The following is a 23,094-nucleotide window of genomic DNA, read 5'->3' as shown; positions in this document are numbered from 1 at the left end:
GGTAATGACTTTACCGCATCTGGAGAATCTCTAAAATGCCGACCTCAGAAAGCAACACTTCACACGAGGATGCACCTATGACCGCTTACTACTATCTGGCCATTGCCATCTGCGCCGAAGTGATCGCCACCGTTTCGATGAAAGCGGTCAAAGGCTTCAGCACTCCGCTGCCGCTGATTCTGGTTATTGTCGGTTACGGCATTGCCTTCTGGATGCTCACGCTGGTGGTGCGTAGCGTTCCGGTGGGCGTGGCTTACGCGGTGTGGGCCGGCATGGGGATCGTGATGGTCAGCGTCGCGGCGCTGTTTATCTACGGGCAGAAACTGGATGTGCCGGCAATGCTGGGGATGGCGCTCATCGTGTTGGGCGTCGTCGTCATCCAGCTCTTCTCCAAAACCGCCGGGCACTAAAGCCCGAAGCACGATCCATTGTGGGAGCGAGCTTGCTCGCGATAGCGGCCTGGCAGGCAACACTTAGTTTGAATGTACTGGCCTCATCGCGAGCAAGCTCGCTCCCACAGGGTTTGTGGTTGGTCATCGATTGATTACCGACAAATCCCCCTCTTCGTCGAGTCTGTATACTGCGCCCTCGTCTTGAACACTGAGGTCGCTGCATGCCATCCGTTATTTCCACCGACGTTCTGATTGTCGGCGCTGGTGTCGCCGGCCTCTGGCTGAATGCGCGCCTGCGCCGCCAGGGTTTTTCGACCGTGCTGGTGGAAAGCGCCAGCCTCGGTGGCGGGCAAAGCGTGAAGTCCCAAGGCATCATCCATGGCGGCGCCAAGTACGCATTGCATGGCGCCCTGACCGGTGCCTCGGAAGCCATCGCCGACATGCCTCGGCGCTGGCGTGAAGCCCTGGCCGGTGACGGCGAGCTGGACCTGACCGGTGTGCGCCTGCTGTCCGAAGCTCATTACCTCTGGTCCCCCGGCACGATCGCCGGCAATCTCACCAGTTTCTTCGCCAGCAAGGCCGTGCGCGGCCGTGTCGATCAGGTCAAGGGCGAGCAACTGCCGCCAGCCCTGCAAGACAAACGCTTCAAGGGCAAGGTCTATCGTCTGGCGGAACTGGTGATCGACGTGCCGAGCCTGATCCAGCGCTTGGCGGACCTGGCCGGCGACGGTTTGCTCGCCGGCCAGAAGATCGAACCGTTGCTGGAGGGTGGAGTACTGGTCGGCCTGAAGGTTGACGAGCGCGAGATTCGCGCCCAGCGCATCGTCTTGAGTGCCGGTGCCGGTACGGCAGCGCTGCTCGAAGCGCTGGGGCTGAGCCAACCCGCCATGCAACGCCGGCCGTTGCACATGATCATCGCCAAAGGTCCTGGCCTCAAACCGCTGTATGCCCACTGCCTGGGTGGCGGCACCAAACCGCGCATTACCGTGACTACCCACCCGGCCGCCGATGGTCAGTGGGTCTGGTATCTGGGCGGCGATATCGCTGAAGCCGAAGGTGTCGCCCGCGAACCTGCCGAGCAAATTGCCACCGCACAGAAAGAACTCGGCCAGTTGCTGCCATGGATCGACCTGAGCACAGCGCGATGGGCCACCCTTCGAGTGGATCGCGCCGAGCCACTGCAATCGGGACTGACTCGTCCTGACAATGCATTCCTTGCCGAAGAAGGCCGGCTGCTGGTCGGCTGGCCAACCAAACTGGCGCTGGCTCCGGACTTTGCTGATCGCGTCATCGCGTCCTTGCAGAGCGACGGCATCCAGCCAAGCCATCCGACACCGCTGCCCGACCTGCCAAAACCGCCGATGGGCGTCCCTGCCTGGGAGCAACTGCTGCCATGAGCCAACCGACCTTGCACAATCTGCATCGCCCTTTGGGCAGCACCGGCCTGCTGGTCTCGCCGTTAGGCCTGGGCACCGTCAAGCTTGGCCGCGATCAAGGCGTGAAGTACCCCAGCGGCTTCCAGATTCCCGACGATGACGAAGCGCGCATGCTGCTCAAACTCGCCCGCGACATGGGCATCAACCTGATCGACACCGCCCCGGCTTATGGCCGTAGCGAAGAGCGACTCGGCCCATTGCTGCGAGGGCAGCGTCAGGAGTGGGTGATCGTCAGCAAGGTTGGCGAAGAGTTTACCGACGGCCAGTCGAGCCACGATTTCAGCGCCGCCCACACGCGATTGTCGGTGGAGCGCAGCCTGCAACGCCTGGAAACGGATGTTATCGACCTGGTGCTAGTGCACTCCGACGGCAACGACCTGGCGATCCTCAACGACAGCGAAGTCTATGCGACCCTCGCGGCGCTGAAGAGCGAGGGCAAGATTCGCGGCTTCGGTTTTTCCGGCAAAACCGTCGAAGGCGGTTTGAAGGCTCTGGAACAAGGCGATTGCGCCATGGTCACCTACAATCTGAACGAGCAGAACGAGAAGCCAGTCATTGACTATGCTGCTGCTCACGGCAAAGCCATTCTGGTCAAAAAAGCCCTCGCCAGCGGCCACGTCTGCCTGAGTCCGGGCGTGGACCCGGTGCGCGCCAGCTTTGAGTTGTTGTTTGAACATCCGGGTGTTGCCAGTGCTATTGTCGGGACCATCAATCCGCTGCACCTCGCCCACAACGTCGCGACCGTTGCCCAGGTCCTACGTAGAAACTGATGCCGCCCACGCGGCCTTAAGCAGGAGCCGACATGCCGCGTACGCTCATAAGAAAGAACCCGAGCAACTTCAAGACCCTGCCGTTATTCGTCGAAGCGACTCCCGAAGGCCTGAGTTATCAAAGCGTCGGGATGCCGCTCAATTTCTCTCAGACGCTGCAACGTCGCCGCCCGGTGACGGTCACCGACACTCAGCGGTTTTCGCTGGAGCTGGCCAACCTCGGGGTTTCGGTGCGCCTGACCCTGCATTGGCAAAACCGCGATTATTGGGTGTTAGTGCGTCAGCGTCGGCAAGACCGCGGCGACGTGGTGCTCAAACTGATCTCCGGTTACGTGCCCGCCCATGAGCTGAACCTGCCGCTGCACACCGCGATTCAGGAAATTGCCGAAGAGTGCCTGCTGGAAACCCCGGAAGGCTGGCTCGGCGGGCGCTTCAACGACACTTGGCTGCCGGCGCCCTACTCGTCCGCGCTGCATTATCGCGAAGCCCTGCCGTTTCGCCTGACGCCGTTGTCCGGTTCGGCGCGGCCGGTGCGGTGCGCCAAGATGCAGTTGATCGAACGCCCGAGGGCTTACGTGCATTTGCCGACGGCTTCGCTGCAATTGATCTATGACTTGCGTCTGGACGTACCCAAGGAAGCCAAATCCCTGAGTTTGTTTCATGTCGACGAACGACTGGAAGGCGATCAACTGGTGGCCCGGCTCGATCGAAAACGTCCCGATTTGTACTTGATGCCGCTGCAGGACGGCCAACCGATGGCCGAGCTCTATACCTTGAAAAAGGATCAGCTGTACCCGGCGAGTACTCGCGGGTTGTACCTGGCAGAGAGTTTTGCCCAGCAGGAAGGCTGGCTGGTGAGGGAAGAGCGGATTCGCTGGAAGGATTGGGTGCGGCAGCAGGGCTTGAGCCCGCCGGGGAAAGATTCAGGTTTGGCGCGGTTGCGTGGGAAGGCGAAGCAATTGCTGAAGAGAATCGTACCGCGTAAAAAAGTCAGTTCCTGAGCTTGATCGTTCCCACGCGGACAGTTCGACGTGGGAACGATCAACGCGTTACTCGGACTTGCGGATCTTCTCGACAATCGCGGTAGTCGAGCTGTTTTCCACCAGCCCCAGCACTTTCACCGTTCCGCCGTAAGCGGTCACGATGTCCGCGCCGACAACCTGCTCGATTCCGTAGTCCCCACCCTTGACCAGCACATCCGGCTTGACCTCGCGCAGCAGGTTTTCCGGAGTGCCTTCAGCGAAGCTGATCACCCAATCCACGGCGCCCAGACCTGCCAGTACGGCCATGCGACGGTCGACGCTGTTGATCGGACGACCCGGCCCTTTCAGGCGGCTGACCGACGCATCGTCGTTTACCGCGACGATCAAGCGATCGCCTTGGGCCCGTGCCTGTTCGAGGTAGGTCACGTGGCCGGCGTGCAAAATGTCGAAGCAGCCGTTGGTGAAGACGATCTTCTCTTTATGCGCACGCGCATCATCGACCGCCAGCAGCAGCTGCTCGAGGCCCAGCACACCGCGCTCGGAACCTTCTTCACGCTGGATCGCGCGACGCAGTTCCGGTGCGCTGATGGCCGCCGTACCCAGTTTGCCGACCACGATGCCCGCCGCCAGGTTGGCCAGGGCCACAGCGTGGGGCAGTTCTTCGCCCGCGGCAATGGCGGCCGCCAGGGTGGAAATCACCGTGTCGCCGGCACCGGTCACATCGAACACTTCACGGGCACGGGCCGGCAGGTGCAGCGCCGGATGATCCGGACGCAGCAGGGTCATGCCGTGTTCGCCGCGGGTCACCAGCAATGCGCCGAGGTCGAGGTCGTGCATCAGCTGCGCGCCCTTGCTCACCAGCTCGTGCTCATCGGCGCAACCGCCGACGATGGTTTCGAACTCACTGAGATTCGGGGTGATCAGGCTCGCACCCCGATAGATCGAGAAATCCTTGCCCTTGGGGTCGGCCAGCACCGGAATGCCACGGGCACGGGCTGCCTGGATCAGCGCTTGATGGTTTTTCAGCGCGCCTTTGCCGTAGTCGGACAGCACCAGCACCTTGATGCCTTCGAGCAACTCGTCGACTTGCGCGCCCAACGCCAGGGCGTCGGTGGCGAAAGGTTCTTCGAAGTCGATACGCAACAGTTGCTGGTGACGGCTCATGACCCGCAGCTTGACGATGGTCGGCTGGTGCGCGATGCGCTGGAACAACGCTCGTACGCCAGCGCCCTTGAGGCTATTGGCCAGGCTGTCGGCGGCTTCATCGTCGCCGGTCACGCCGACCAGCGAGGCTGGGGCGCCGAGGGCGGCAATGTTCAACGCAACGTTGGCGGCACCGCCCGGGCGGTCCTCGATTTGCTCGACCTTGACTACCGGTACCGGCGCCTCAGGGGAAATCCGTGAGGTACCACCATGCCAGTAACGGTCGAGCATGACATCGCCGACCACCAAGACAGGGGCTTGATCGAATCGCGGCATGGACAACTTCATGGAGCAACCCACATACAAAATGAACAGGGGCGCGATATTAACACAGGGTTGGCGTGGGCTTGTGTGACGGCTGCAATGGGATGATTCGGCGGGGCTTTCTGCTCATTTATTGATCAGAAAATCCGTCCGCGGTGCGCAGATTTATTCAGGCTTGGTCAAGTAGGGTAAAGGTCTGGGTACAAATCACCGGACGCATTGCACGCCAGGTGTGCAAAAGGGGTGAGCCAGGCTCACCCCTTTTGTGGGGTCAGGCGATGTCGCCAACCGGGGTGTCGAGGCCCATTGCATGCAGGCGCGAGTAGTAGCCGTTTTGCGCCAGCAGTTGAGCGTGGGTGCCGCGCTCGACGATTTCGCCATGATCCATGACCAGGATCAGGTCGGCTTTCTCGATGGTCGTCAACCGGTGAGCAATCACCAGCGTGGTGCGACCTTTCATGACCTGATCCAGTGCCGCCTGAATGTGCCGCTCGGACTCGGTATCGAGCGCCGACGTTGCCTCGTCGAGAATCAGCAACGGTGCATTCTTCAACAAGGCCCGGGCAATCGCCAGGCGTTGACGCTGACCACCGGACAGCAACACGCCGTTTTCCCCGACCTGGGTGTCCAGGCCTTGCGGCATTTCCGAGATGAAGTCCATCGCGTAAGCATCCGTCGCGGCCTTTTCAATGTCGGCACGTGGGGCGCCGGCCAGGTCACCGTAAGCGATGTTGTTGGCGATGGTGTCGTTGAACAGGGTCACATGCTGTGTCACCTGCGCCACGTGTCGACGCAGATTGCGCAGACGATAGTCTTCGATTTCCACGTCATCGAGCATGATTTCGCCGGTTTCGTGGTGATAGAAACGCGGAATCAGGCTGGCCAGGGTCGACTTGCCGCTACCCGAGCGCCCTACCAGGGCGATCATTTGCCCCGGTGCCGCCGTGAAGCTGATGTTCTTCAGCACCTCACGCTCGGTCCCCGGATAGGTGAAGCTCAGGTTGCGCACGTCCAGATGGCCGCTGACGCGATCGCGCTCGACGGTACCCTTGTCAATCTCTGGTTCGACGTCCAGTTGCTCGAAAATGCTTTCGGCACCTGCAACGCCTTTCTGGATTGTCGAGCTGACTTCCGACAGTTGACGAATCGGCTTGGGCAACAGGCCGGCCGCGGTGATGTAGGCCACCAGGTCACCGGCGGTGGCGTCGCCGCGCAGGAACAGCACCAGGAACATCAGCACCGCCATGGCGGTGTAGATCACCAGTTGCAGCATCGGCGTGTAGACCGCGCCGGTCTTGGTCATGCGCAGTTGCTTGTCAGTGTTGCTCTGACTGGCTTCGGCGAAACGACGCTCTTCATAGCTTTCGCCACCGAAGCTGCGCACCACGCGATAGCCCTGGATGGTCTCGGAGGCTACGTGAGTCACGTCGCCCATCGCCACCTGGATCTTCTTGCTCTGCTTGCGGAATTTTTTGCTGGTGCTGCTCACCATGATCGCGATGATGGGCAGGATCGCCAGCATCACCAGGGTCAGTTTCCAGTTCATCCACAACAGGTAAGCAAACAGGAACACCACGGTCAGGCCTTCACGAATGACCACTTTGATAGCGTCCGTGGCCGCACCGGTGACCATGGTCACGTTGAAGGTGATGCGCGAAATCAGGTGCCCGGAGTTATGGGTGTCGAAATAACGGTTGGGCAATACCAATAATTTGTTGAACAGTTCGACACGCAAGTCGTGGACCAGCCCAAGGGAGACTTTGGCCAGGTAATAGTTACCCAGGAAAGACCCCAGGCCTTGCCAGGCGGCGATCAGGATGATGAGCAGCGGCACGGCCATCAGCAACTGCAAGTCTTGCAGATAGGGAACAGTCGGGAAGAGCACCGCTTCGGGGTTGCTCAGGCCATCGACGAAATATTTGAGAATCCCTGCGAGCATGGGCTGCGTCGAGGCAAAGATCACGAAGCCGACGATACTCACCAGGAATAGGCCGATATAGGGTTTTACATACCCCAATAGCCGAAAATAGATTTTCAGGCTGGAATCCTGTCCCGCTTTGGGCGGTGCGTCACTCATCGTAGAGCTCACTCGTTAGGAAGAACGCGAAATTTTATCACAATCGTCGGAATTGACCCGCGCCCATACCAACACACTGGCCAGGCCAACGGGTAACCAACTGATGAACCACTCGGCCCTTGGCGTTCCGGCCAGGCTGGCCGCATCGAATTGCATGGCCAGGGATGAAAATACCCATATGCCGATGACGCCTTGACCATATAGCGTTTCCCGGGCTTTCCAGGCCTCCCGTAAAACTGCAAGCCATACCGCGCACCACAACAACAGCCCCGGCAGACCCAGTTCGATGGCGACATGAGTGAAGAGGTTATGGGCGTGGTCAAAGGACAAGCCTTCGGCGAGCACTTTATAGCTGCCGCCAAGGCCCAGACCGCGCCATGGGTGCTCGGCAATCATTTGCAAGCTTGCCATCAGGATTTGTGGACGATAGGAAACACCGCGAGCCATAACCAAAGGCTCGAAGAACCAGAAAGCCAACATCGCCACTGTCAACGCAGATACCGCAACGACGCGACTGCGTCGATCGCGGCACCAGATCGGCATGACGAGCAACGTCAGGAACAACGCCAAGGCAGCACCACGACTCTGGCTAAGCACGACAAACACGCCAAGGAAACCCAGCGCTACGACCCAGACCGCTTGCATCCAGCGCCCGCGCGGTACCCAATGAACAAGCCACACGGCCGCCAATCCAATAACGTAGCCACCCAGAATCGGGTGAGACAACTCACCCAAACCTTCAACACGCGCGTACCAGACGTTGCCATCGACCCCATAAAATTTGACGGTGGCAACCAACGCAGTCAACGCCAGCCCAATACCGCCCCATTGCATGATACGAATGATTCGGTCGGGCCGGGTATTGGCAAAAACCGGAAAAAAAAGCAGGAATACGCCGATGTACAACAACCGCTTGACTTCGCGACTCGGCACCTCGTCGCTCGTCCAAGAGAGACTAATCAATGACCAGACCAGCAGACCGAGCATCGGCAGGTAGACCCAGCGCTGCTCATATAGGAGTTCTCTGATCCGAGCCCGCGCTGGCCAGCTGAACACCATGGCCGGCAGCCATAGCAGTGCGACCAGCCCTTGCTGATAAAGTTTGTTGGTAGGCGCAACGGCGATAGCCATCAGAAACCACAACAGACCTGACGTCATCCATACTTGCGCCCAACGTGTTTCTTGCATCAAATTGCTCCTTAGACAACCCACCCTACCTAACCCGGCATGGTTAAAACTGAAACTTTTCGGCATCATTGCCCGCCACAGTGCCCGCGCAATTCCAACAAGGCTTTCTATGATGCAATGCTCCCGGCTTCCGCAAGACGCTTTAAATCAAATGATTGAAGCCGCCAGAGTACTGGAGGCCGACAGCTACGGCCCGAAAGTTTACCTGTTGCAGGATGGGAATATCCTCAAACTGTTTCGTCGCAAGCGTATTTTATCTTCCGCGTTGTTTCGTCCGTACTCGAAACGCTTCATCGACAATGCCGCCGAACTGCACAAGCTTGGCGTACCCACCCTTCAGGTCCTGCAGTTCTATCGACTGCAAACCCCAGGCATGACGGCGGTGCTTTACCAGCCCCTGCCGGGAGAAACCCTGCGCCAGATCGCCAGCAAGGAAGGGTTCAACTGGCAGCAGACACTGCCGGCTCTGACGGGGCTGATACGTAGCCTTCATATGTCGGGGATCTACTTTCGCTCACTGCACCTGGGCAACATCGTAGTCACACCGGACAACCGAATGGGCCTGATCGATGTAGCGGATATGCGTTTCTTGCGGGCGCCACTGCCCAAGCATCTGATCAAGCGCAACCTGCAGCATTTCGCTCGCTATATTGCGCGCGAAAACCTGAACGACAGCTTTCCAATGCAGGCACTCGAGCAAGCTGTTCTGGCATCATGAAAGCAATGCACGGGCCGTCTGGCTGAAGTTCAGCCAGGCCTGGTCAGGGGCCAGCTCCTGATATTGGCCTGCCGCGATATCTTTCGCAGAAGCGCTGGACGCTCGCACAATAATATCGCTCCAGGTACTGACATCCTCTACGGGGGCATACCAACCCGTGTCGGCCAACTGCTCGCGAAACACTGGCAATTCGCTGGAAATTACGGGGACACCCGCCATCACCGCCTCTTGCATAATCAGTCCCAGGCCCTCGTCCAGTGAAGGGATAGCGACCCAGTCGAAGGCCCTGTAAAGCCGCGCGGCATCATTCAGATGGCCGGGCAAGGAGACACTCGCGCGCAACCCCAGGTGATCAATGCGTGCTTGCAACGCGTCTCTGGAAGGCCCTTCACCGATAATCACCAATCGCAGATCGGGTCGCTGCTTCAATGCAGAGGCAAAGGCCTCAATCAGACAGGCAAACCCCTTATTTTCCACCAATCGCCCCACCGCACCGAGCACAGGCGTGTCATCCAGGGGCAACCCCAACCGGGCTCGGGCCTCCTCGCGAGGGAGTACCGAGGAGCGAAACGCGGCAGGGTCGAACGCACTACGCAATGTCATGACCGGCATTTGAAGGTCTCGGCCCAGCGAGGCCGCCAAGGTGTTCGACACTGCGACCAATGTCAGCTGGGACGTCGAGAACTGGTGGAAGAGCGCTCGATCTCCGGTACGAACTCGCGTGGAACCATGAACAATCACCACCGCATGGATGTTTGGCAATGTTTTGAGAAGGGGTAAAAGTGTGCGAGCTACTCCCAAGCCATCGAGCAGCAAAAGGTGCGCCCCACTCTGCTTGAGGGCTCTCTTGAAAGAGGCCTGCGTCCAAGGCGTCATCAGCCGCCAGAAATGCCGCCCTTTCAAACGGGCGGAGGACAGTTTCCATTCCCGGGTTTCGCCAACATTCACTCCAGACCCTGACGCGCTGCCCTGAAGCAACCAGGTCTTGACCGATGCGGCAGGGCCGGCCTGCGACAGTATTTGCTGATGAACCTTGTGAATCGATGCGAACGGCGCACCGCCAGACCACATAACGTTAAGGATACTCATAAGGCAACAAGCCAACGCATGGAACTATGCAGGTACGCAGCGGCGCACTTAATTGATAAAACAACCAATGCAGACTCCCGGCATTAGAGGCAATGCAAACTTGATGTGTTCGCGACGAACGCGCGCCTTGCGCTGATGCTCAATCGACAGCCTGTACGTGGAGGCCAAAACCGGCATGCCGAACGACATCTCCTTCCAGCGCCACAGAAACCCTGTCAAACGCCCAGCTTCAGACGCACTTTTTCCAGCAGACTCAACGGCGCGTGAGGACGCAATGCTGGTTCGAGTTCCTCGACGATACGCTTCCCGATACGCGCAAAGCTGAACTGGCCAACCACCAGTTCACGACCATTGCGAGCGATACGCTGCGCCAGCTCCGGGTCAGCCCGTAGCCTCGCGAGTTTTTCCTGAAGCTGCGGGATACTTTGATAGAAAACAACGTTGTGCATATCGTGCAAACCCAGCGCGCTGCTTTCAGCCGCACCCTGATCATAGGCCAGCAGCACACAACCACACGCCATGGCCTCGAAATTCTTGATCATGAATTCGCCCATACCGACGTCGGCGCTGACGAAGTAGCGGATACGGTTAAGCGTATCGCAGTATTCCTCACCCGACTTGGTACGCGTCACCACCAGAGGTTCGACGCGCGCCAACTCATCGAGCAGTGCTTTGCGGCCGCTATAGGCGACGCTGTTGGTACTGCCTACAAATGCCAGTTCGATATCTCGCTCACGACCTTGATCTTGCAGCAGCGACTGGTCGTAGCCCTTGGGAACAAACACCGCATCGAAACCTTCCTCGCGCAGGCGGTCTGCGACCATGAAACCCGAGCTGATCACCCGCGCCCAAGGCAGCTTGCGGTAATGCGCACTGAACTTGCCGGTGTACTTGCACGGGATGTAATTCTGGTACGCATCGTGTTCCAGAATAACCAGATTGGGCAGGGTTTGGATGAACCTCACCTGTCTGATTTCTTTTTTGAAACGCAGAAAAAAAACAATCCGGTCGTAGCGGGCCACATCGACATGCTTGCGAAAGTATCCACGCAAGTCGTCCTGCTCCGCGCTGGTCAGCTCGCGCTTGTCGCAGTCGCAGTGCTCGGCGATACCCTCATACAGTCGATCGAGGATCGCTCGCTGCTCTTTCTGCACCAGAAACAGAACTTTCAATTGGTCTCTCTCTTTCCAGACAGCTCTTGGACCCAGAATAATTCGTGGCGTCGCACCGCTTTACGGAAGAACTCGTTTTCGCCGAAAGCCGGCCAGCGTCGGGCCGCCAGACAACGTTGTATCGCCCGGCGAAGTAGACGCTTGAGGGGAAGTCGGGGCTGAAGGTCGTGCATCATGCCCAACGACATAGCCTTGTGCCACTGTTTTTCGGCCGATAGGCAAAGCGCCCAAGGACGCAACGGTTCGTGATTATTGATCTGTGGCGGCAGTGTCAAACCGGTACCGGCATCACCCATTGGCCAGCGATCGTTGTCGTGTAGATGATTGGCGTAATGCAACAAGGTTTCGGGCTGCCAGGCTGTAGCGTTCAGTGCCTGCATCACTGCTTGCTGTGAGCATAGATGGTCTGGGTGCGGGTCGAAACGCGGATGTGGCAAAACGATGACCTGAGGCTGGATACGCTCGATCAACTCACTCAGGTCGGCCAGCAGATTGTTCCAGGACGGTAGGCCATCGACGTCACTGCCCAGGGCAAACGGATTGAACCGTCGAAAATATCGAGTATCGCCAAGCTGTGCCTCACGGGACACCACGGCCTCGGCCGGCGCGCTTTGCATGGCGGACAATTGCAGGCAGAAATACCCCAACTGCATGCAGCGCTCCTGAGGTACGCCGCCCCACAGCGGCACGCTGATGCTATCCCAGGCGCGAAGCGAGCCTTTCAACCGGGACGCTTCGACGCCATTGAGCCCCATCTGCTGATAGTGCCCGGCCTCGATTTCACCGGCGGTCATAGTGACGATCCAGCTTTGACTGGCGCTGCTGTACAACCCGAATGCGGCCAACTCGGCATCGTCGGCGTGGGGCGCGATCACCATCACCCGTTGACGGCTGTAATCCGGATGCTCGAACGCCCAGAGCACCGGCTCCCCCAGCAATCGGCAGAAACGCCCGCGCAGACGTAACTCGCCTTGCGACAGAACCTGCGCCTGACCACTGAGGTTCAGGTAACGCAGGCCGTTCACTCCCCGTTCGAAGGTTTGTCGGTCCGGGTTATCCCCCCCCGACAACTCGACCACAGGATCGATGAAGCGTCCCAGCCAAGTGCTTTTTATCCGCAGCGCCAACACCAGGGTGGCGTCGTCGACCAGCATGACGCCGTCGTCCAGGCGCAAACGCTCACCGTCGAGGTGAACCTTGGGCTGCTGGGTATACGGTGGAAAGCTGTACTGATAATCGTCTTTGGGCGAATAAAACAAATGGTCGGCAAACCATGCCTCGTGGGCAATCCAACCCAGAACCGCGAGCACCAACGGCAGCCACCAGGTCACCAGCACACCCATGGCAATCAATAGCACCAGCGCGATGAGCAGACCAATGCGTTTGTTGCGCCGATGGCGCTTGAGCAATTGTTGTTTGCGGTTCATGGGCTGACTCATACGGTGAACACCGGCACAGGATTGCACCAGCGATCCTTGTACTCACGGTCGGCGCGACCGAAAGAAAAGCGCAACGGTTTGTCCAACGCCCGGGCATGCTCCCAGGCGCTTTGCGTATTGAGAAAGCTCAGCACGCTGCCCGGACTGAATTCGCGGGTTTCGGGATCGACGCCGCCATTGATGTACTCGACGCTGATCCACTGCGGTGTCTCGACACGGTAGACCAGTTGAATCGCTATTGGCGCATCGTTGAGGAAAATCACCGAGCCAATCAGCAAATCACGCAGCAACTCGATGACCTCAGCCATGCGCTCGGCCCCCGTCGCCGGGAAGCCCCAGCGACGCTGGAACAGGTCGCAATAGATCGCCGCCAGTTCACTGCTGGAAAACTCCGCGACCGGCCGGACCACTCCGCCCGCTTCTTCCAGCAATCGCAATTCACGGCGCTGGTTGTAGCGAAACTTCTTCGACAGTTCTTCGGGAGTGCGGGCCATCGCCAGCTGTTCAGCCTGCAACTTGATGCCGGTGAAGCGGCCTTCATTCAGAGCCGACAGGTAGCGCCCACGATGACGCAGCGGCGCTTGTGCATCGGCAGCGGCCGGCAGGATGAACTCGGCATTACCGAGGTCGAACAGACCTTTTTTTCCGCAGCGCTTGAGCACGTCCTTGGACAAGGCGAGGTCGCGGCCCCAGGTCGGGATCGCGGCTTTGACTTCACCGTTTTGCTCCCAGGCCAGGTAGCGCACAGGAATGTCGGCCAACTGCGCCAGCCGCTCGACCACCATGGGATGAGTGGCGACGCTGCCGCCATAACGTTGCCAGGCATCGGCATATGTCGATGCGTCGACTACCGCCCAGCCACGTTCGCGCCAGCCTTGAAATCGGTTGAGCATCAGCCCCTCGGTGCCAGTTCGGTAACGTGCGGCAAACGCCAGAAAGCATCGCGCACCGCGCGGTCGGAGAAGCGCTCACGCAAGCGATCGAGCATCAGCTCGGCGCACTGGTGACGTTGCTGCTCGTCCATCGCGGCCAGATGTTGCAGCCCTTGAGCCAAGTGTTCGGCATCGCCCAGCGGGAACAGAATACCGACGCCCTCGACCACTTCCTTCGCCCCGCCACACGCCGTGGCGAGCAAGGGCACACCGGCAGCCATGGCCTCCAGCAGCACCATGCCGAACGGTTCGTGATCGGAACTCAGTGCAAACACATCGAAGGCACGGAAATAACGTCGGGCTTCAGGCACCTGACCGAGGAACAGCACGCGGTCGCCGATACCCAACTCACGGGCCAGGGCCTTGAGGTCCTGTTCCAGTCGACCGGCACCGAGCATTACCAACTGGCTGCTGGCCGGCAAACCCGGCAACGCCGCAGCAAAACCGTGCAGCAGCGTGGTCTGATCCTTGTCCGGATGCAGCCGTCCGACATTGCCGACAACCCAGGCATCCGGCGCCAGGCCGAGGGATTCCCGGGCCTCGCGAACCGAGACCTGGCTGTCCTGCAAGGTCTGCACATCGATACGGTTATAGAGCGTCTGAATCCGCGCCGCCGGCCACTTCGGCAGGCAATGGCGCATGTCGTCGCGCACGGCATCGGAAACCCCGAGCAGGCTCAGGCGCTTGCGGAAAATACTCGCGAAGAGTTTGCGTGTGCCGCGCTTGTAATCGTCAAACGCGTGATGCACGCCAATCACCGGCAACGACGTGCCGAGCAGGGCGATATAAATAGGCTTGAAACGGTGAGCGATGCAAAAACTGAAATTGCGCGAGGCGGCGATCTTACGCAGATCGCCGATGGCGCCCAGCTTCAGGCCACGAATGGCCTTGGAGCTGTATTCCATGAAAAGCACTTCATCAGAGGCGCAGCCCGCGGCGACTTCAGCATCGGCAGCCCCGGTCAAAAACACCGTGGTCACTCGATAACCGGTCCCCGCGAACAGGCTGGCGTACTGCCGGGCGCAGTCCAGAAACGGCCCGTCATAGCCGTGACAGAACTGCAGCACATGGCGTTCAGCCGAGCGTGTCATATGCGTCCGCGCCCTCTTTGACCACCAGGATGTCTTCCATGATCAGATACTGTAGATCGGAACCGAAGAACATGTTCAGGGCGTCCGTCGGCGAACAGATCATGGGTTCGCCACGACGGTTGAGCGAGGTGTTCAGCGACACGCCGTTACCAGTCAGCACTTCCAGCGCCTTCATCATGTCGTAGTAGCGCGGGTTGTATTCGCGCTTGAGCACCTGGGCCCGGGACGTACCGTCTTCATGGACGACTTCCGGCACGCGGGTCTTCCACTCTTCCGCCACTTCGAAGGTGAAGGTCATGAACGGCGCCGGGTGATCGATCTTGATCATCTGCGGTGCAACGGTGTCGAGCATCGACGGGCAGAAAGGCCTCCAGCGCTCGCGGAACTTGATCTGGTGGTTGATGCGGTCAGCCACGCCAGTCGCACTCGGGCAACCGATGATCGAACGACCGCCCAAGGCGCGCGGACCGAATTCCATGCGGCCCTGGAACCAGGCCACCGGGTTGCCATCGACCATGATCTTGGCGATGTTTTCCGGCATGTTCTCAAGCTTGCGCCATACCGGCTTGCTCGGGTGACGGGCACATGCGGCGAGGACGTCTTCGTTGGTGTACGACGGACCGAGGTAGACGTGTTCCATCTTCTCGACCGGCACACCACGGGCGTGGGACACATAGGCCGCCGCGCCAACCGCGGTGCCGGCATCGCCGGACGCAGGCTGCACGAACAGTTCTTTAACGTCATCGCGGGCGATGATTTTCTGGTTCAGCTTGACGTTCAACGCACAGCCACCGGCGAAGGCCAGCTTGCCGGTTTCCTTGAGCACGTCACCCAGGTAATGGTCGATCATCTGCAGCGAGATCTTTTCGAACAGCGCTTGCATGCTCGCGGCGTAATGGATGTACGGCTCGTCGGCGATGTCGCCTTCGCGCTTCGGACCCAGCCACTCGATCAGCTTCGGCGAGAAGTAGAAACCTTTGCCCTTCTCTTTATAACGACGCAGGCCGATGACGTTGGCGTAGTCGGTGTTGATTACCAGCTCGCCGTTCTCGAACGAAGCCAGGCGCGAGAAATCGTATTTGCTGGCATCGCCGTACGGCGCCATGCCCATGACCTTGAACTCACCGTCGAGCATCTCGAAACCGAGGAACTCGGTGATCGCGCCGTAAAGGCCGCCGAGAGAGTCTGGATCAAAGAATTCCTTGATCTTGTGGATCTTGCCGTTTTCGCCGTAACCGAAAAAGGTCGTGGCGTACTCACCCTTGCCGTCGATCCCGAGGATCGCGGTTTTCTCTTTGAAACCGGAGCAATGATAAGCGCTGGAGGCGTGGGCCAGGTGATGCTCGACCGGCTCGATCTTGATTTTCTTCGGATCGAAACCCAATTGCTCGAGGCACCAGACAATCTTGTTGCGATAGCGCTTGTAGCGACGGTTACCCATCAGGATCGCGTCGAGCGCACGGTCCGGGGCGTACCAGTAACGCTTGGCGTAATGCCAGCGAGCCTTGCCGAACAGGCTGATCGGCGCGAACGGAATCGCTACCACATCAACGTCGGATGGCTTGATGCCGGCCTGCTCGAGGCAGAACTTCGCCGACTCGTAAGGCATGCGGTTCTTTGCATGTTTATCGCGCACAAAGCGCTCTTCCTCAGCCGCCGCGACCAGCTTGCCGTCGATGTACAAAGCTGCGGAAGGATCATGGCTAAGGGCGCCGGACAGGCCAAGAATCGTCAATGCCACAGGGGTCTAGCCTCTTTAGTCTGCATGCAGGCGCAAGGCGCCTCAAAGATTAATGTGCCCTCGCAAAGGGCGAGTGGCAGCTAAAGGGCGGGATTATAGCGTAAACATGGCGGGAATGACCCAGCGCTTATTACCCCTGTAAATATGACCCGGGCGAAAGCAGGCGGCATTGCTCATCAGCGGCCTGCTCTCCAGTAAATACTGATATTGCCGTCAGTAGCCTGCCGGTAAACCGTATAGGGCAGGAGGACGGTGTCGAAAACACCCGACAGGGTGAAATCCACCAATACGAACGGCAAAAGAATACCCGTGGGATCAGGCGCTGCATTCAATACGCAAAAGTCGAACGCCAGACCACTGTAGATACGTGGGATGGACTGACAATAGGTCTTTTGCTTTCTAAGGCTACGAGCCGCGTCTTCGTCATCCTGCAGCACCGTAACAGCGGTCCCACAGCCTGATAAAACCAGTGCAAAAGTGCTCAGTAACACCGTCATTTTTATCGTCAAAATCTGCCCTCCGTGAACGTCAGGCAAACTAGCATCGCGGCTATTCAGGGCACAGTTCATGGGCTCTGTAGATCATGTAGGACGATTCATAAAAACCTGTCTCCCATGACATCGAAAAGCCCGCACAAGGCGGGCTCGGTACTACAGGGTTGTGGGCAAGCTCCGACTTACGCGGCGCTGTCGGCATCTTTGGGAAGACGCTGATCAATGAGCCGATACAGCGCACTGCTCTCAGGCCAGTTACGCATGAACCTTGCCCGATCCCGCGCATAGGCCGCGGCGAAGCTGCTGAGCGAGGCATGCTGACACATCGAATCCAGATCAATCAGCGCCCAGCGATCATGCTGCCAGAACAGGTTATGCCCCTTGAAATCCCCGTGACTGATCCGCTCGCCAATCAGCTCGGCAAACAAATGATCCAGCGCCAGCAATTCGGCTTCCGGTGCCTCACCGCTTTCAACATAAGGCGCAAACCGCTCGATGATGTCCGGTCCCGGTAAATACTCGGTCACCAGATAAGCCCGACTGCGCAACCAGAGAAAACGCTTCTCCAGCAACGCCAACGGTTTGGGCGTGGCGATGCCGAGAAACGCCAGGCGATTGCCTTCATGCCAGGAGTGCCAGGCACGGCTCGGGCGCCAGAAGCGTTTGAGCCAGTGGGCAAAACCTTTGATGTTGTAGCGCTTGATCACCAGCGTACGACCAGCCACCTCGACCTTGCCGACGCTCGCCGCGCCGCCAGTCTTGTACAGATGGCCCTGATCGAGCAACGCATCGGCCTGCGCCAGCACCGGCAGCATCGTCGCCTCTTCCTCGCGGCGAATCGCCCGTAAGCCGAACGCTCCGCGCTGGACACTGAACAGCGTGCATTCGCGGCCGACCTTGATCAGGAAGTCCTTCAGGCGCCAGCTGCGCACCTTGCTGATCTGCTTCTGCAACGCTTCCATCGGCAAGGCATGCTCGCCGTTGCTCAGCAGGTAATACACCAGCAATTCTTCGGTGTAGGGTTCCAGCGTCTTGGGCAACTGGGCAAAAAACACCCCGAGGTTTTCCAGGACTTTCTGCCGCGAGAGCGGCTGGCCAGGGGTTTCGGAGCAGACGCCGCCGCCATCGATCAAATACAACCGGCCGCGCTGGCGCAAGAGGTTGTCCAGGTGCAGGTCTTCCTGCCAAAGCCCCTTACGATGCATTTGGCCGATAGCGCCCAACGCCTCGGCCAGCACAGCCCCTTGCATATCCGCCAGCACCGGCAAATGCTCGACCTGTTTCCAGGTTTCACCGAGGCTTTCGGCGCCCTCGATGAACTCGAACAGCAGCCAGCCGCCCTCGCCGTCCTTCAGGCCGTCGGCCAACAGTTGCGGCGTGGTCAGGCCCTGTGCGGCGAGCAAATGCACACCGTTGCGTTCCCGCTGAAAATGCCGCGCCGCTTTGCTGCCGACCAGCAACTTGGCCAGCACCGGCCGGCCACGCCAGACGCCGGCACCAACGTAACGCTGACCGGGCAACACCCGCAACAGACTCAGCAATTGCAGCTCGGCAGGGCCGGCGGCATCGGCCAGGGAAATGTTCAGCGGCAGGCTTGGGCTGCGGCCAGCGTTTTTCAGCTCAGACAAACGCATCAGCGCGTCTCCTTATGAGTGCGCCGCGCGGTCAGACGCGCAAGCCAGCTGTCGATCAGCGAACTGTTTTGCGATTGATCCAGATAGGCAGCCAACAGCTCGCGCAACTGCGCTTCGCTCCATTCAGGCGCCCGACGCAGCAACGGCTCCAGGTCTTTGGCCCGATCACGCAGACCAAACAGCAACGGCCGAGTCTTTTCCAGGTCGATCAGCTGGGCCAGGTAACCGTCGCCCGTGGCCTGGAGAAAAATGTGCTTGGGGTAGAAGCAACCGTGAACCTGACGCGCGCCGTGCAGACGCCGAGCCAATAGCCCACAGGCCTGCAGAATGGCCGAATGCTGCGCCGAACTCAGGTCCGACCAGTGCTGCAACAGCGAATCCAGGTCATCCCAACCGTCCAGGGCGCGGGTCAGCAGAATCGCCCGGACTTCGCCGTCGACTTTGCGCTCACCGAAAAACGCCGCTTTCAACGCCGGAATACCGAACTTTTCATAGCGACTGATATTGCGAAATTCACGGGCAAAGCTCGGCTCGCCAAAGGGCGCATGCAAGGTACGCATCTGGTAGTTGCTCTGGCGTTTGAGGTAGTAGCCATGACCTTCCAGATCCAGCCGAAACACGCTGCTCCAGCCACCGCGAGCGGTATTGGGCTCGTCCACAGCGTCGAGCTGCTTGGCCCAGAGTGCGTCGAAGGTGCTAAGGCCGTGACGCTCAAGCAGCGCACGATCTTCAGCAGCCAGAAAATCAGTCATTCGCGTCCCTCGAAAAATCTCACCACGTGCCGGATCCGTTTTTTATCAGCGGCATTCAGCCGATCACACTGGCGGTATTGCAGGTAAAAGCGCAGGCGCTGGGTAGCCGACAAGTGATACTTGGCGACTTTGTCCAGGCACGCCAGGTCCTTGGTGATCCGGTACTTGAGCCAGAAGCCGCGCCAGAAATCGCCATTGGGGCAGTCGATCAAAAACAACCGGGGCTCATTGTCGATCAGCAGGTTGCGCCACTTCAAATCGTTATGGGTGAAGCGGTGGTCGTGCATGGTCCGGGTATAACCCGCCAGCTGCCGGCTGACGTTGTCGACCCAGGCGCGGTCCGCCAGTTTCGGATCATGCCGCTCGGCCAGGGCCGACAAATCTTCGGTATTGGGCAGTTCACGGGTAATCATTGCACCGCGATCGTACGCCGCACCGCGACGCTCCAGGCCCCAGGCCACCACTTCAGCGGTAGGAATGCCCCACTTGGCGAAGCGTTTGAGGTTCTGCCACTCGGCCTTCACCCGGGGTTTACCCAGGTAGCGACGCAGACCTTTGCCGGCACCCACGTAGCGTTTGACGTAATAGTTGACGCCATTGCGCTGGACGCGAATGACCTCGGACAACGGGTCGCGGGTCAAGCGCTCGCCCTGAAGCGAAAACACAGCATCAAGGCTGCCGAAATCTTCTGCCAGATCGCTGTACGCAGGCTCCAGTGTCCAACCCGCCATCAGAGCGCATCCCCGTATCGCTGTTTACGGTCGTAGAGTTTGTTGGCCTTGCCTTCGAGCCAGGTGAGCAACCCGGCTTCCTCGCCCAGGATCTGGCGCAGGGGCCGCTGGAAATAGCCCTTGAGGAAACGCAACTTGTCGCGACGAGTCAGGCCAATGTCCAGTGCCGAAAAATACAGCGCCGCCAGGTCCTTGTTGCGCCAGCGCTGAGTAATCGTCGGACGGGTCTGGGCACGGTGCAGGTCGATCACCGAGAGCTTGAAATCGTCCGCCGTCACCGGTTTGTCGGTGTGCAGCAGAAAGTGGCAGATGTAGCAGTCGCGATGGTTGACGCCGGCGCGGTGCATCATGCCGGTCATGCGCGCGACCTCGGCGATCAGCGCGCGCTTGAGTTTTGGCTCGGGCGGGTGCTTGACCCAGTCGATGCTGAAGTCTTCGAGGCTGACAGTGGGCGCCAGCTCTTCGGTGACGATGAACGAATGCTGGTCCGCCGGGTTGCTGCCCTTCTCGCCGTAAGCCACGGCGGTCATGGTCGGCACGCCGACTTCTTGCAGGCGCTGGATGGCCTTCCATTCCTGGCCAGCACCGAGCACCGGCAACTTGGCAGTGAGCAGGTTCTTGAAGATCTCGCCCCAGCCAATGCCACGGTGGATCTTCACGAAAAAGCCACTGCCATTGACTTCGGTACGCAGGGTCCGGCGCGCTTCAAGCTCGCGGTATACCTCGCCCTGGAGACCCTCGACTTCGGCAAACGGGTCACGTCCGGCCCAGAGGCTCTTGAACGGTTCAGCCAGCATCAACTTCATTAAGCGTGCTCCGCCAGAATCACATCGGCCGCGTGCTGCGGCATGCTGTAGAGGTCGGCCGTCTCGGCGAAGGCCAGACCGTTGCGGCTCCAGGCCGCCCGTGCTTGAGCGTCGTTCAACATACCGGTCAGGTACTGAGCCAGTTGCGCCTGATCGAAAGGTTCATCCAGCACCAGACCGGCGTCGGCCTCGGCGATGTAATGGGCGTAACCACACACCGCGCTCACCAGCACCGGCAACCCCGCCACCAGGGCTTCGAGCAACACAGTCCCGGTGTTTTCGTTGTACGCCGGGTGAATCAACAGATCGGCGCCGAGCAGAAAACGCGGGATGTCGCTGCGGCCCTTGAGGAACGTCACGTTATCGCCGAGCCCCAGTGTGGCGCTCTGCATCTGGAATAATTTGGGGTCGTCCTGGCCAATTACAAACAGTCGGGTGCGTTTCTTCAGATCAGCGGGCAATGCGGCCAGCGCCTTGAGGCTGCGATCCACGCCTTTGGTCTTGAACCCGGAGCCGATTTGCACCAGCAGCAGGTCATCGTCTTTCAGGTTGAATTCGCGACGAAATTCGGTACGAATCTCGGCGGCATTGGCCGGCGCACGACGGTCCTGAGAGATGCCCGGCGGCAGCAGATGGAAGCGCTCAAGCGGCGTGTCGTAATGCTTGATGAACAGCGGCTGCTGGACTTCGGAAATCATCAGCACTTCGGTCTTGGCATCCTTGGCGAACACGGCGCGCTCGTACTCGGCGAAGTGCCGGTAGCGGCCCCAACGACGGTACAGCGAGTTACGCAGGTTTTGCGCCTTGTCTTCGAAGCAGCCGTCGGCGGCGTAGTAGACGTCCAGCCCCGGCATTTTGTTGAAGCCGATCAAACGGTCCACTGGACGCTTGGCCAGATCCGCCACCATCCATTCGCTGAGCTTCTCGTTGCGTCGATGATTGAAGAACGCCTTGACCGGTGCCACCAACACTTCGAAGCCCGGTGGAATATCGCCTTCCCAGATCAGCGTGTAGACCCGAATCTGATGGCCGCGTTGCTGACATTCCAGGGCGATGCGCATGAAATCGCGCTGCAAGCCCCCGAATGGAAAGTACTTGTACAAGACGAATGCCAATTGCATCAGCGCAGCTCCTCAGCCAGTAACAACGTGCTCAGTCGGGTCGCGACACGCTCGGGATTCAGACGCGTGAAGCACAGGGGCCACTCGCGTTTAACGTCAAACTGACGGGCATCTTCAGCCGTCGGTTGATACGTACATTTCTTTTGCATACACGGCGCGCAGGGGAAATCGCTGGCGATGTGAATCTGCGCTTTACCGTAGGCACCGGTCAGACCCGGGTTGGTCGGGCCGAACAGCGATATCGTCGGCACGTCCAGCGCAGCGGCGAGATGACCGAGACCGGTGTCCACCGCCACGCAGGCTTGCGCGCCGGCCAGCACTTTGCCGACACCGGCCAGGTTCAGCTTGGGCAGCACTTCGACATGCCTCATGTCTTTGGCGATGCGCTCGGCCCGGGCTTTCTCGATCGGATTACCCCACGGCAGCTTCACCGCGACACCGAGATAGCCGACGCGCTCGGCCAACTCGCGCCAGTAGGCTTCAGGCCAGTGCTTGGTGTCCCATGTGGTGCCGTGCAGGAACACCACGTAAGAATTCTTGCGCGGCAATTCCACCAGTCGCTCGACGTTCAGGCCGTAATCGCCCAAGCCTTTGGGCAGGTCGTAACCCAGGGCCACGGCGAACAGCTGGCGCACTCGCTCCACCGCGTGTTGCCCACGGGCCACGGCCAGACGCCGCGAATAGAAGTGTGCGGCAATCGGCTCACGAGCCGAGTTTTTATCCAGCCCGGCCACCGGGGCTTTGGCGTATCGGGTCAGCAACGCACTTTTCAGCAGGCCCTGGGCATCGATCACCAAGTCGTATTTGTTGGCGCGAACGCTTTGCTTGAAGCGCTTCCACTCGCCACTCTTGATGGTCTGCCAGATGTTTTTGCGCCAGCGACGGATCGCCACCGGAATAACCTTGCCCACGGCCGGGTGCCAGGTCGGGATTTCGGCGAAGCTTTCTTCCACCACCCAATCGAACTGGATGCCGGGGATCGCCCGTGCCGCGTCGGTCAGCGCCGGCAACGCGTGAATCACGTCGCCCAGCGAAGAAGTCTTGATCAGCAGTACCCGCAA

Annotated in this window: 21 protein-coding genes; 5 read left to right on the top strand and 16 right to left on the bottom strand. The window is 59.6% G+C overall.

What is annotated here, in order from left to right:
• Positions 1 to 77: 77 nt before the first annotated feature.
• The 4 genes from QFX16_RS02420 (at position 78) to QFX16_RS02405 (ending at position 3,599) form a co-directional block, all read left to right on the top strand.
• Complete coding sequence (locus QFX16_RS02420; protein ID WP_008027887.1) at positions 78 to 410, top strand: DMT family transporter; 333 nt, start codon at positions 78 to 80, stop codon at positions 408 to 410.
• A 203-nt stretch (positions 411 to 613) separates the two neighbouring features.
• Entirely contained in the window at positions 614 to 1,789 is a 1,176-nt protein-coding gene (locus QFX16_RS02415) for an NAD(P)/FAD-dependent oxidoreductase (protein WP_283182690.1), read from the top strand.
• A complete protein-coding gene (locus tag QFX16_RS02410) occupies positions 1,786 to 2,598 on the top strand; it encodes an aldo/keto reductase (RefSeq protein ID WP_283182689.1) in 813 nt (270 codons plus the stop codon). The genes QFX16_RS02415 and QFX16_RS02410 overlap by 4 nt, the downstream gene beginning before the upstream one ends.
• 32 nt (positions 2,599 to 2,630) lie before the next feature.
• Complete coding sequence (locus QFX16_RS02405; protein WP_283182688.1) at positions 2,631 to 3,599, top strand: metal ABC transporter ATPase; 969 nt, start codon at positions 2,631 to 2,633, stop codon at positions 3,597 to 3,599.
• 48 nt (positions 3,600 to 3,647) lie between these two features.
• Here QFX16_RS02405 and hldE read toward each other — a convergent pair whose 3' ends face one another.
• The 3 genes from hldE to QFX16_RS02390 form a co-directional block, all read right to left on the bottom strand.
• On the bottom strand, positions 3,648 to 5,072 hold the full coding sequence (gene hldE, locus QFX16_RS02400) for a bifunctional D-glycero-beta-D-manno-heptose-7-phosphate kinase/D-glycero-beta-D-manno-heptose 1-phosphate adenylyltransferase HldE (protein ID WP_283182687.1): 1,425 nt from the start codon (positions 5,070 to 5,072) through the stop codon (positions 3,648 to 3,650).
• Between the two features lie 247 nt (positions 5,073 to 5,319).
• The gene (gene msbA, locus QFX16_RS02395) at positions 5,320 to 7,125 is read right to left on the bottom strand and encodes a lipid A export permease/ATP-binding protein MsbA (protein WP_283182686.1); all 1,806 of its coding nucleotides are present in this window, start codon (positions 7,123 to 7,125) and stop codon (positions 5,320 to 5,322) included.
• 15 nt (positions 7,126 to 7,140) lie between these two features.
• Positions 7,141 to 8,313, bottom strand: a complete 1,173-nt coding sequence (locus tag QFX16_RS02390) for an O-antigen ligase family protein (protein ID WP_283182685.1) — start codon at positions 8,311 to 8,313, stop codon at positions 7,141 to 7,143.
• 112 nt (positions 8,314 to 8,425) lie between these two features.
• Between QFX16_RS02390 and QFX16_RS02385 the strand changes: the two genes are divergently transcribed.
• Positions 8,426 to 9,031: a BUD32 family EKC/KEOPS complex subunit gene (locus QFX16_RS02385; RefSeq protein WP_283184508.1), complete on the top strand. Its 606-nt coding sequence runs from the start codon at positions 8,426 to 8,428 to the stop codon at positions 9,029 to 9,031.
• Here the strand turns inward: QFX16_RS02385 and QFX16_RS02380 are convergent.
• The 13 genes from QFX16_RS02380 to rfaC all read right to left on the bottom strand — a co-directional run bounded on the left by QFX16_RS02380 (position 9,026) and on the right by rfaC (position 23,094).
• Positions 9,026 to 10,120 carry a glycosyltransferase gene (locus QFX16_RS02380; protein WP_283182684.1) on the bottom strand — a complete coding sequence of 365 codons (1,095 nt, stop codon included), beginning with the start codon at positions 10,118 to 10,120 and terminating at the stop codon, positions 9,026 to 9,028. The genes QFX16_RS02385 and QFX16_RS02380 overlap by 6 nt on opposite strands.
• A 215-nt stretch (positions 10,121 to 10,335) precedes the next feature.
• A complete protein-coding gene (locus QFX16_RS02375; protein ID WP_283182683.1) occupies positions 10,336 to 11,292 on the bottom strand; it encodes a glycosyltransferase family protein in 957 nt (318 codons plus the stop codon).
• Positions 11,289 to 12,719: a PIG-L deacetylase family protein gene (locus QFX16_RS02370; RefSeq protein WP_283182682.1), complete on the bottom strand. Its 1,431-nt coding sequence runs from the start codon at positions 12,717 to 12,719 to the stop codon at positions 11,289 to 11,291. Before QFX16_RS02370 ends, QFX16_RS02375 begins: the two co-directional genes overlap by 4 nt.
• An 8-nt stretch (positions 12,720 to 12,727) precedes the next feature.
• Positions 12,728 to 13,624 (bottom strand): antimicrobial resistance protein Mig-14, encoded by an 897-nt coding sequence (locus QFX16_RS02365; protein ID WP_046045681.1) that lies wholly within the window; start codon positions 13,622 to 13,624, stop codon positions 12,728 to 12,730.
• The gene (locus tag QFX16_RS02360; protein WP_283182681.1) at positions 13,624 to 14,754 is read right to left on the bottom strand and encodes a glycosyltransferase; all 1,131 of its coding nucleotides are present in this window, start codon (positions 14,752 to 14,754) and stop codon (positions 13,624 to 13,626) included. Before QFX16_RS02360 ends, QFX16_RS02365 begins: the two co-directional genes overlap by 1 nt.
• Positions 14,738 to 16,495, bottom strand: coding sequence for a carbamoyltransferase family protein (locus QFX16_RS02355; protein ID WP_008146248.1), 1,758 nt, complete (start codon positions 16,493 to 16,495; stop codon positions 14,738 to 14,740). The genes QFX16_RS02360 and QFX16_RS02355 overlap by 17 nt, the downstream gene beginning before the upstream one ends.
• Positions 16,496 to 16,671: 176 nt before the next feature.
• Positions 16,672 to 17,004: a YceK/YidQ family lipoprotein gene (locus QFX16_RS02350; RefSeq protein ID WP_283184507.1), complete on the bottom strand. Its 333-nt coding sequence runs from the start codon at positions 17,002 to 17,004 to the stop codon at positions 16,672 to 16,674.
• A gap of 167 nt (positions 17,005 to 17,171) precedes the next feature.
• Positions 17,172 to 18,623 carry a lipopolysaccharide kinase InaA family protein gene (locus tag QFX16_RS02345; protein WP_283182680.1) on the bottom strand — a complete coding sequence of 484 codons (1,452 nt, stop codon included), beginning with the start codon at positions 18,621 to 18,623 and terminating at the stop codon, positions 17,172 to 17,174.
• Entirely contained in the window at positions 18,623 to 19,375 is a 753-nt protein-coding gene (locus tag QFX16_RS02340) for a lipopolysaccharide kinase InaA family protein (RefSeq protein ID WP_283182679.1), read from the bottom strand. The genes QFX16_RS02345 and QFX16_RS02340 overlap by 1 nt, the downstream gene beginning before the upstream one ends.
• A complete protein-coding gene (locus QFX16_RS02335) occupies positions 19,372 to 20,106 on the bottom strand; it encodes a lipopolysaccharide kinase InaA family protein (RefSeq protein ID WP_283182678.1) in 735 nt (244 codons plus the stop codon). The genes QFX16_RS02340 and QFX16_RS02335 overlap by 4 nt, the downstream gene beginning before the upstream one ends.
• Positions 20,106 to 20,912 (bottom strand): lipopolysaccharide core heptose(I) kinase RfaP, encoded by an 807-nt coding sequence (gene rfaP / locus QFX16_RS02330; RefSeq protein ID WP_283182677.1) that lies wholly within the window; start codon positions 20,910 to 20,912, stop codon positions 20,106 to 20,108. Before rfaP ends, QFX16_RS02335 begins: the two co-directional genes overlap by 1 nt.
• Positions 20,912 to 22,033: a glycosyltransferase family 4 protein gene (locus QFX16_RS02325; protein ID WP_283182676.1), complete on the bottom strand. Its 1,122-nt coding sequence runs from the start codon at positions 22,031 to 22,033 to the stop codon at positions 20,912 to 20,914. The genes rfaP and QFX16_RS02325 overlap by 1 nt, the downstream gene beginning before the upstream one ends.
• Positions 22,033 to 23,094, bottom strand: coding sequence for a lipopolysaccharide heptosyltransferase RfaC (gene rfaC / locus QFX16_RS02320; protein WP_283182675.1), 1,062 nt, complete (start codon positions 23,092 to 23,094; stop codon positions 22,033 to 22,035). The genes QFX16_RS02325 and rfaC overlap by 1 nt, the downstream gene beginning before the upstream one ends.

This window comes from Pseudomonas svalbardensis (assembly GCF_030053115.1).
Lineage (GTDB): Bacteria > Pseudomonadota > Gammaproteobacteria > Pseudomonadales > Pseudomonadaceae > Aquipseudomonas > Aquipseudomonas svalbardensis.
The sequence above is the reverse complement of the archived record's forward strand: the minus strand, read 5'-3'. Positions and strand labels throughout refer to the sequence as shown.

Bases quoted from the DNA above. Each gene is read 5' to 3' on its own strand.
- QFX16_RS02420 (WP_008027887.1), top strand. From the start codon at position 78: ATGACCGCTTACTACTATCTGGCCATTGCCATCTGCGCCGAAGTGATC.
- QFX16_RS02415 (WP_283182690.1), top strand. From the start codon at position 614: ATGCCATCCGTTATTTCCACCGACGTTCTGATTGTCGGCGCTGGTGTC.
- QFX16_RS02410 (WP_283182689.1), top strand. From the start codon at position 1,786: ATGAGCCAACCGACCTTGCACAATCTGCATCGCCCTTTGGGCAGCACC.
- QFX16_RS02405 (WP_283182688.1), top strand. From the start codon at position 2,631: ATGCCGCGTACGCTCATAAGAAAGAACCCGAGCAACTTCAAGACCCTG.
- hldE (WP_283182687.1), bottom strand. From the start codon at position 5,072: ATGAAGTTGTCCATGCCGCGATTCGATCAAGCCCCTGTCTTGGTGGTC.
- msbA (WP_283182686.1), bottom strand. From the start codon at position 7,125: ATGAGTGACGCACCGCCCAAAGCGGGACAGGATTCCAGCCTGAAAATC.
- QFX16_RS02390 (WP_283182685.1), bottom strand. From the start codon at position 8,313: ATGCAAGAAACACGTTGGGCGCAAGTATGGATGACGTCAGGTCTGTTG.
- QFX16_RS02385 (WP_283184508.1), top strand. From the start codon at position 8,426: ATGCAATGCTCCCGGCTTCCGCAAGACGCTTTAAATCAAATGATTGAA.
- QFX16_RS02380 (WP_283182684.1), bottom strand. From the start codon at position 10,120: ATGAGTATCCTTAACGTTATGTGGTCTGGCGGTGCGCCGTTCGCATCG.
- QFX16_RS02370 (WP_283182682.1), bottom strand. From the start codon at position 12,719: ATGAACCGCAAACAACAATTGCTCAAGCGCCATCGGCGCAACAAACGC.
- QFX16_RS02365 (WP_046045681.1), bottom strand. From the start codon at position 13,624: ATGCTCAACCGATTTCAAGGCTGGCGCGAACGTGGCTGGGCGGTAGTC.
- QFX16_RS02360 (WP_283182681.1), bottom strand. From the start codon at position 14,754: ATGACACGCTCGGCTGAACGCCATGTGCTGCAGTTCTGTCACGGCTAT.
- QFX16_RS02345 (WP_283182680.1), bottom strand. From the start codon at position 18,623: ATGCGTTTGTCTGAGCTGAAAAACGCTGGCCGCAGCCCAAGCCTGCCG.
- QFX16_RS02340 (WP_283182679.1), bottom strand. From the start codon at position 19,375: ATGACTGATTTTCTGGCTGCTGAAGATCGTGCGCTGCTTGAGCGTCAC.
- QFX16_RS02335 (WP_283182678.1), bottom strand. From the start codon at position 20,106: ATGGCGGGTTGGACACTGGAGCCTGCGTACAGCGATCTGGCAGAAGAT.
- rfaP (WP_283182677.1), bottom strand. From the start codon at position 20,912: ATGAAGTTGATGCTGGCTGAACCGTTCAAGAGCCTCTGGGCCGGACGT.
- QFX16_RS02325 (WP_283182676.1), bottom strand. From the start codon at position 22,033: ATGCAATTGGCATTCGTCTTGTACAAGTACTTTCCATTCGGGGGCTTG.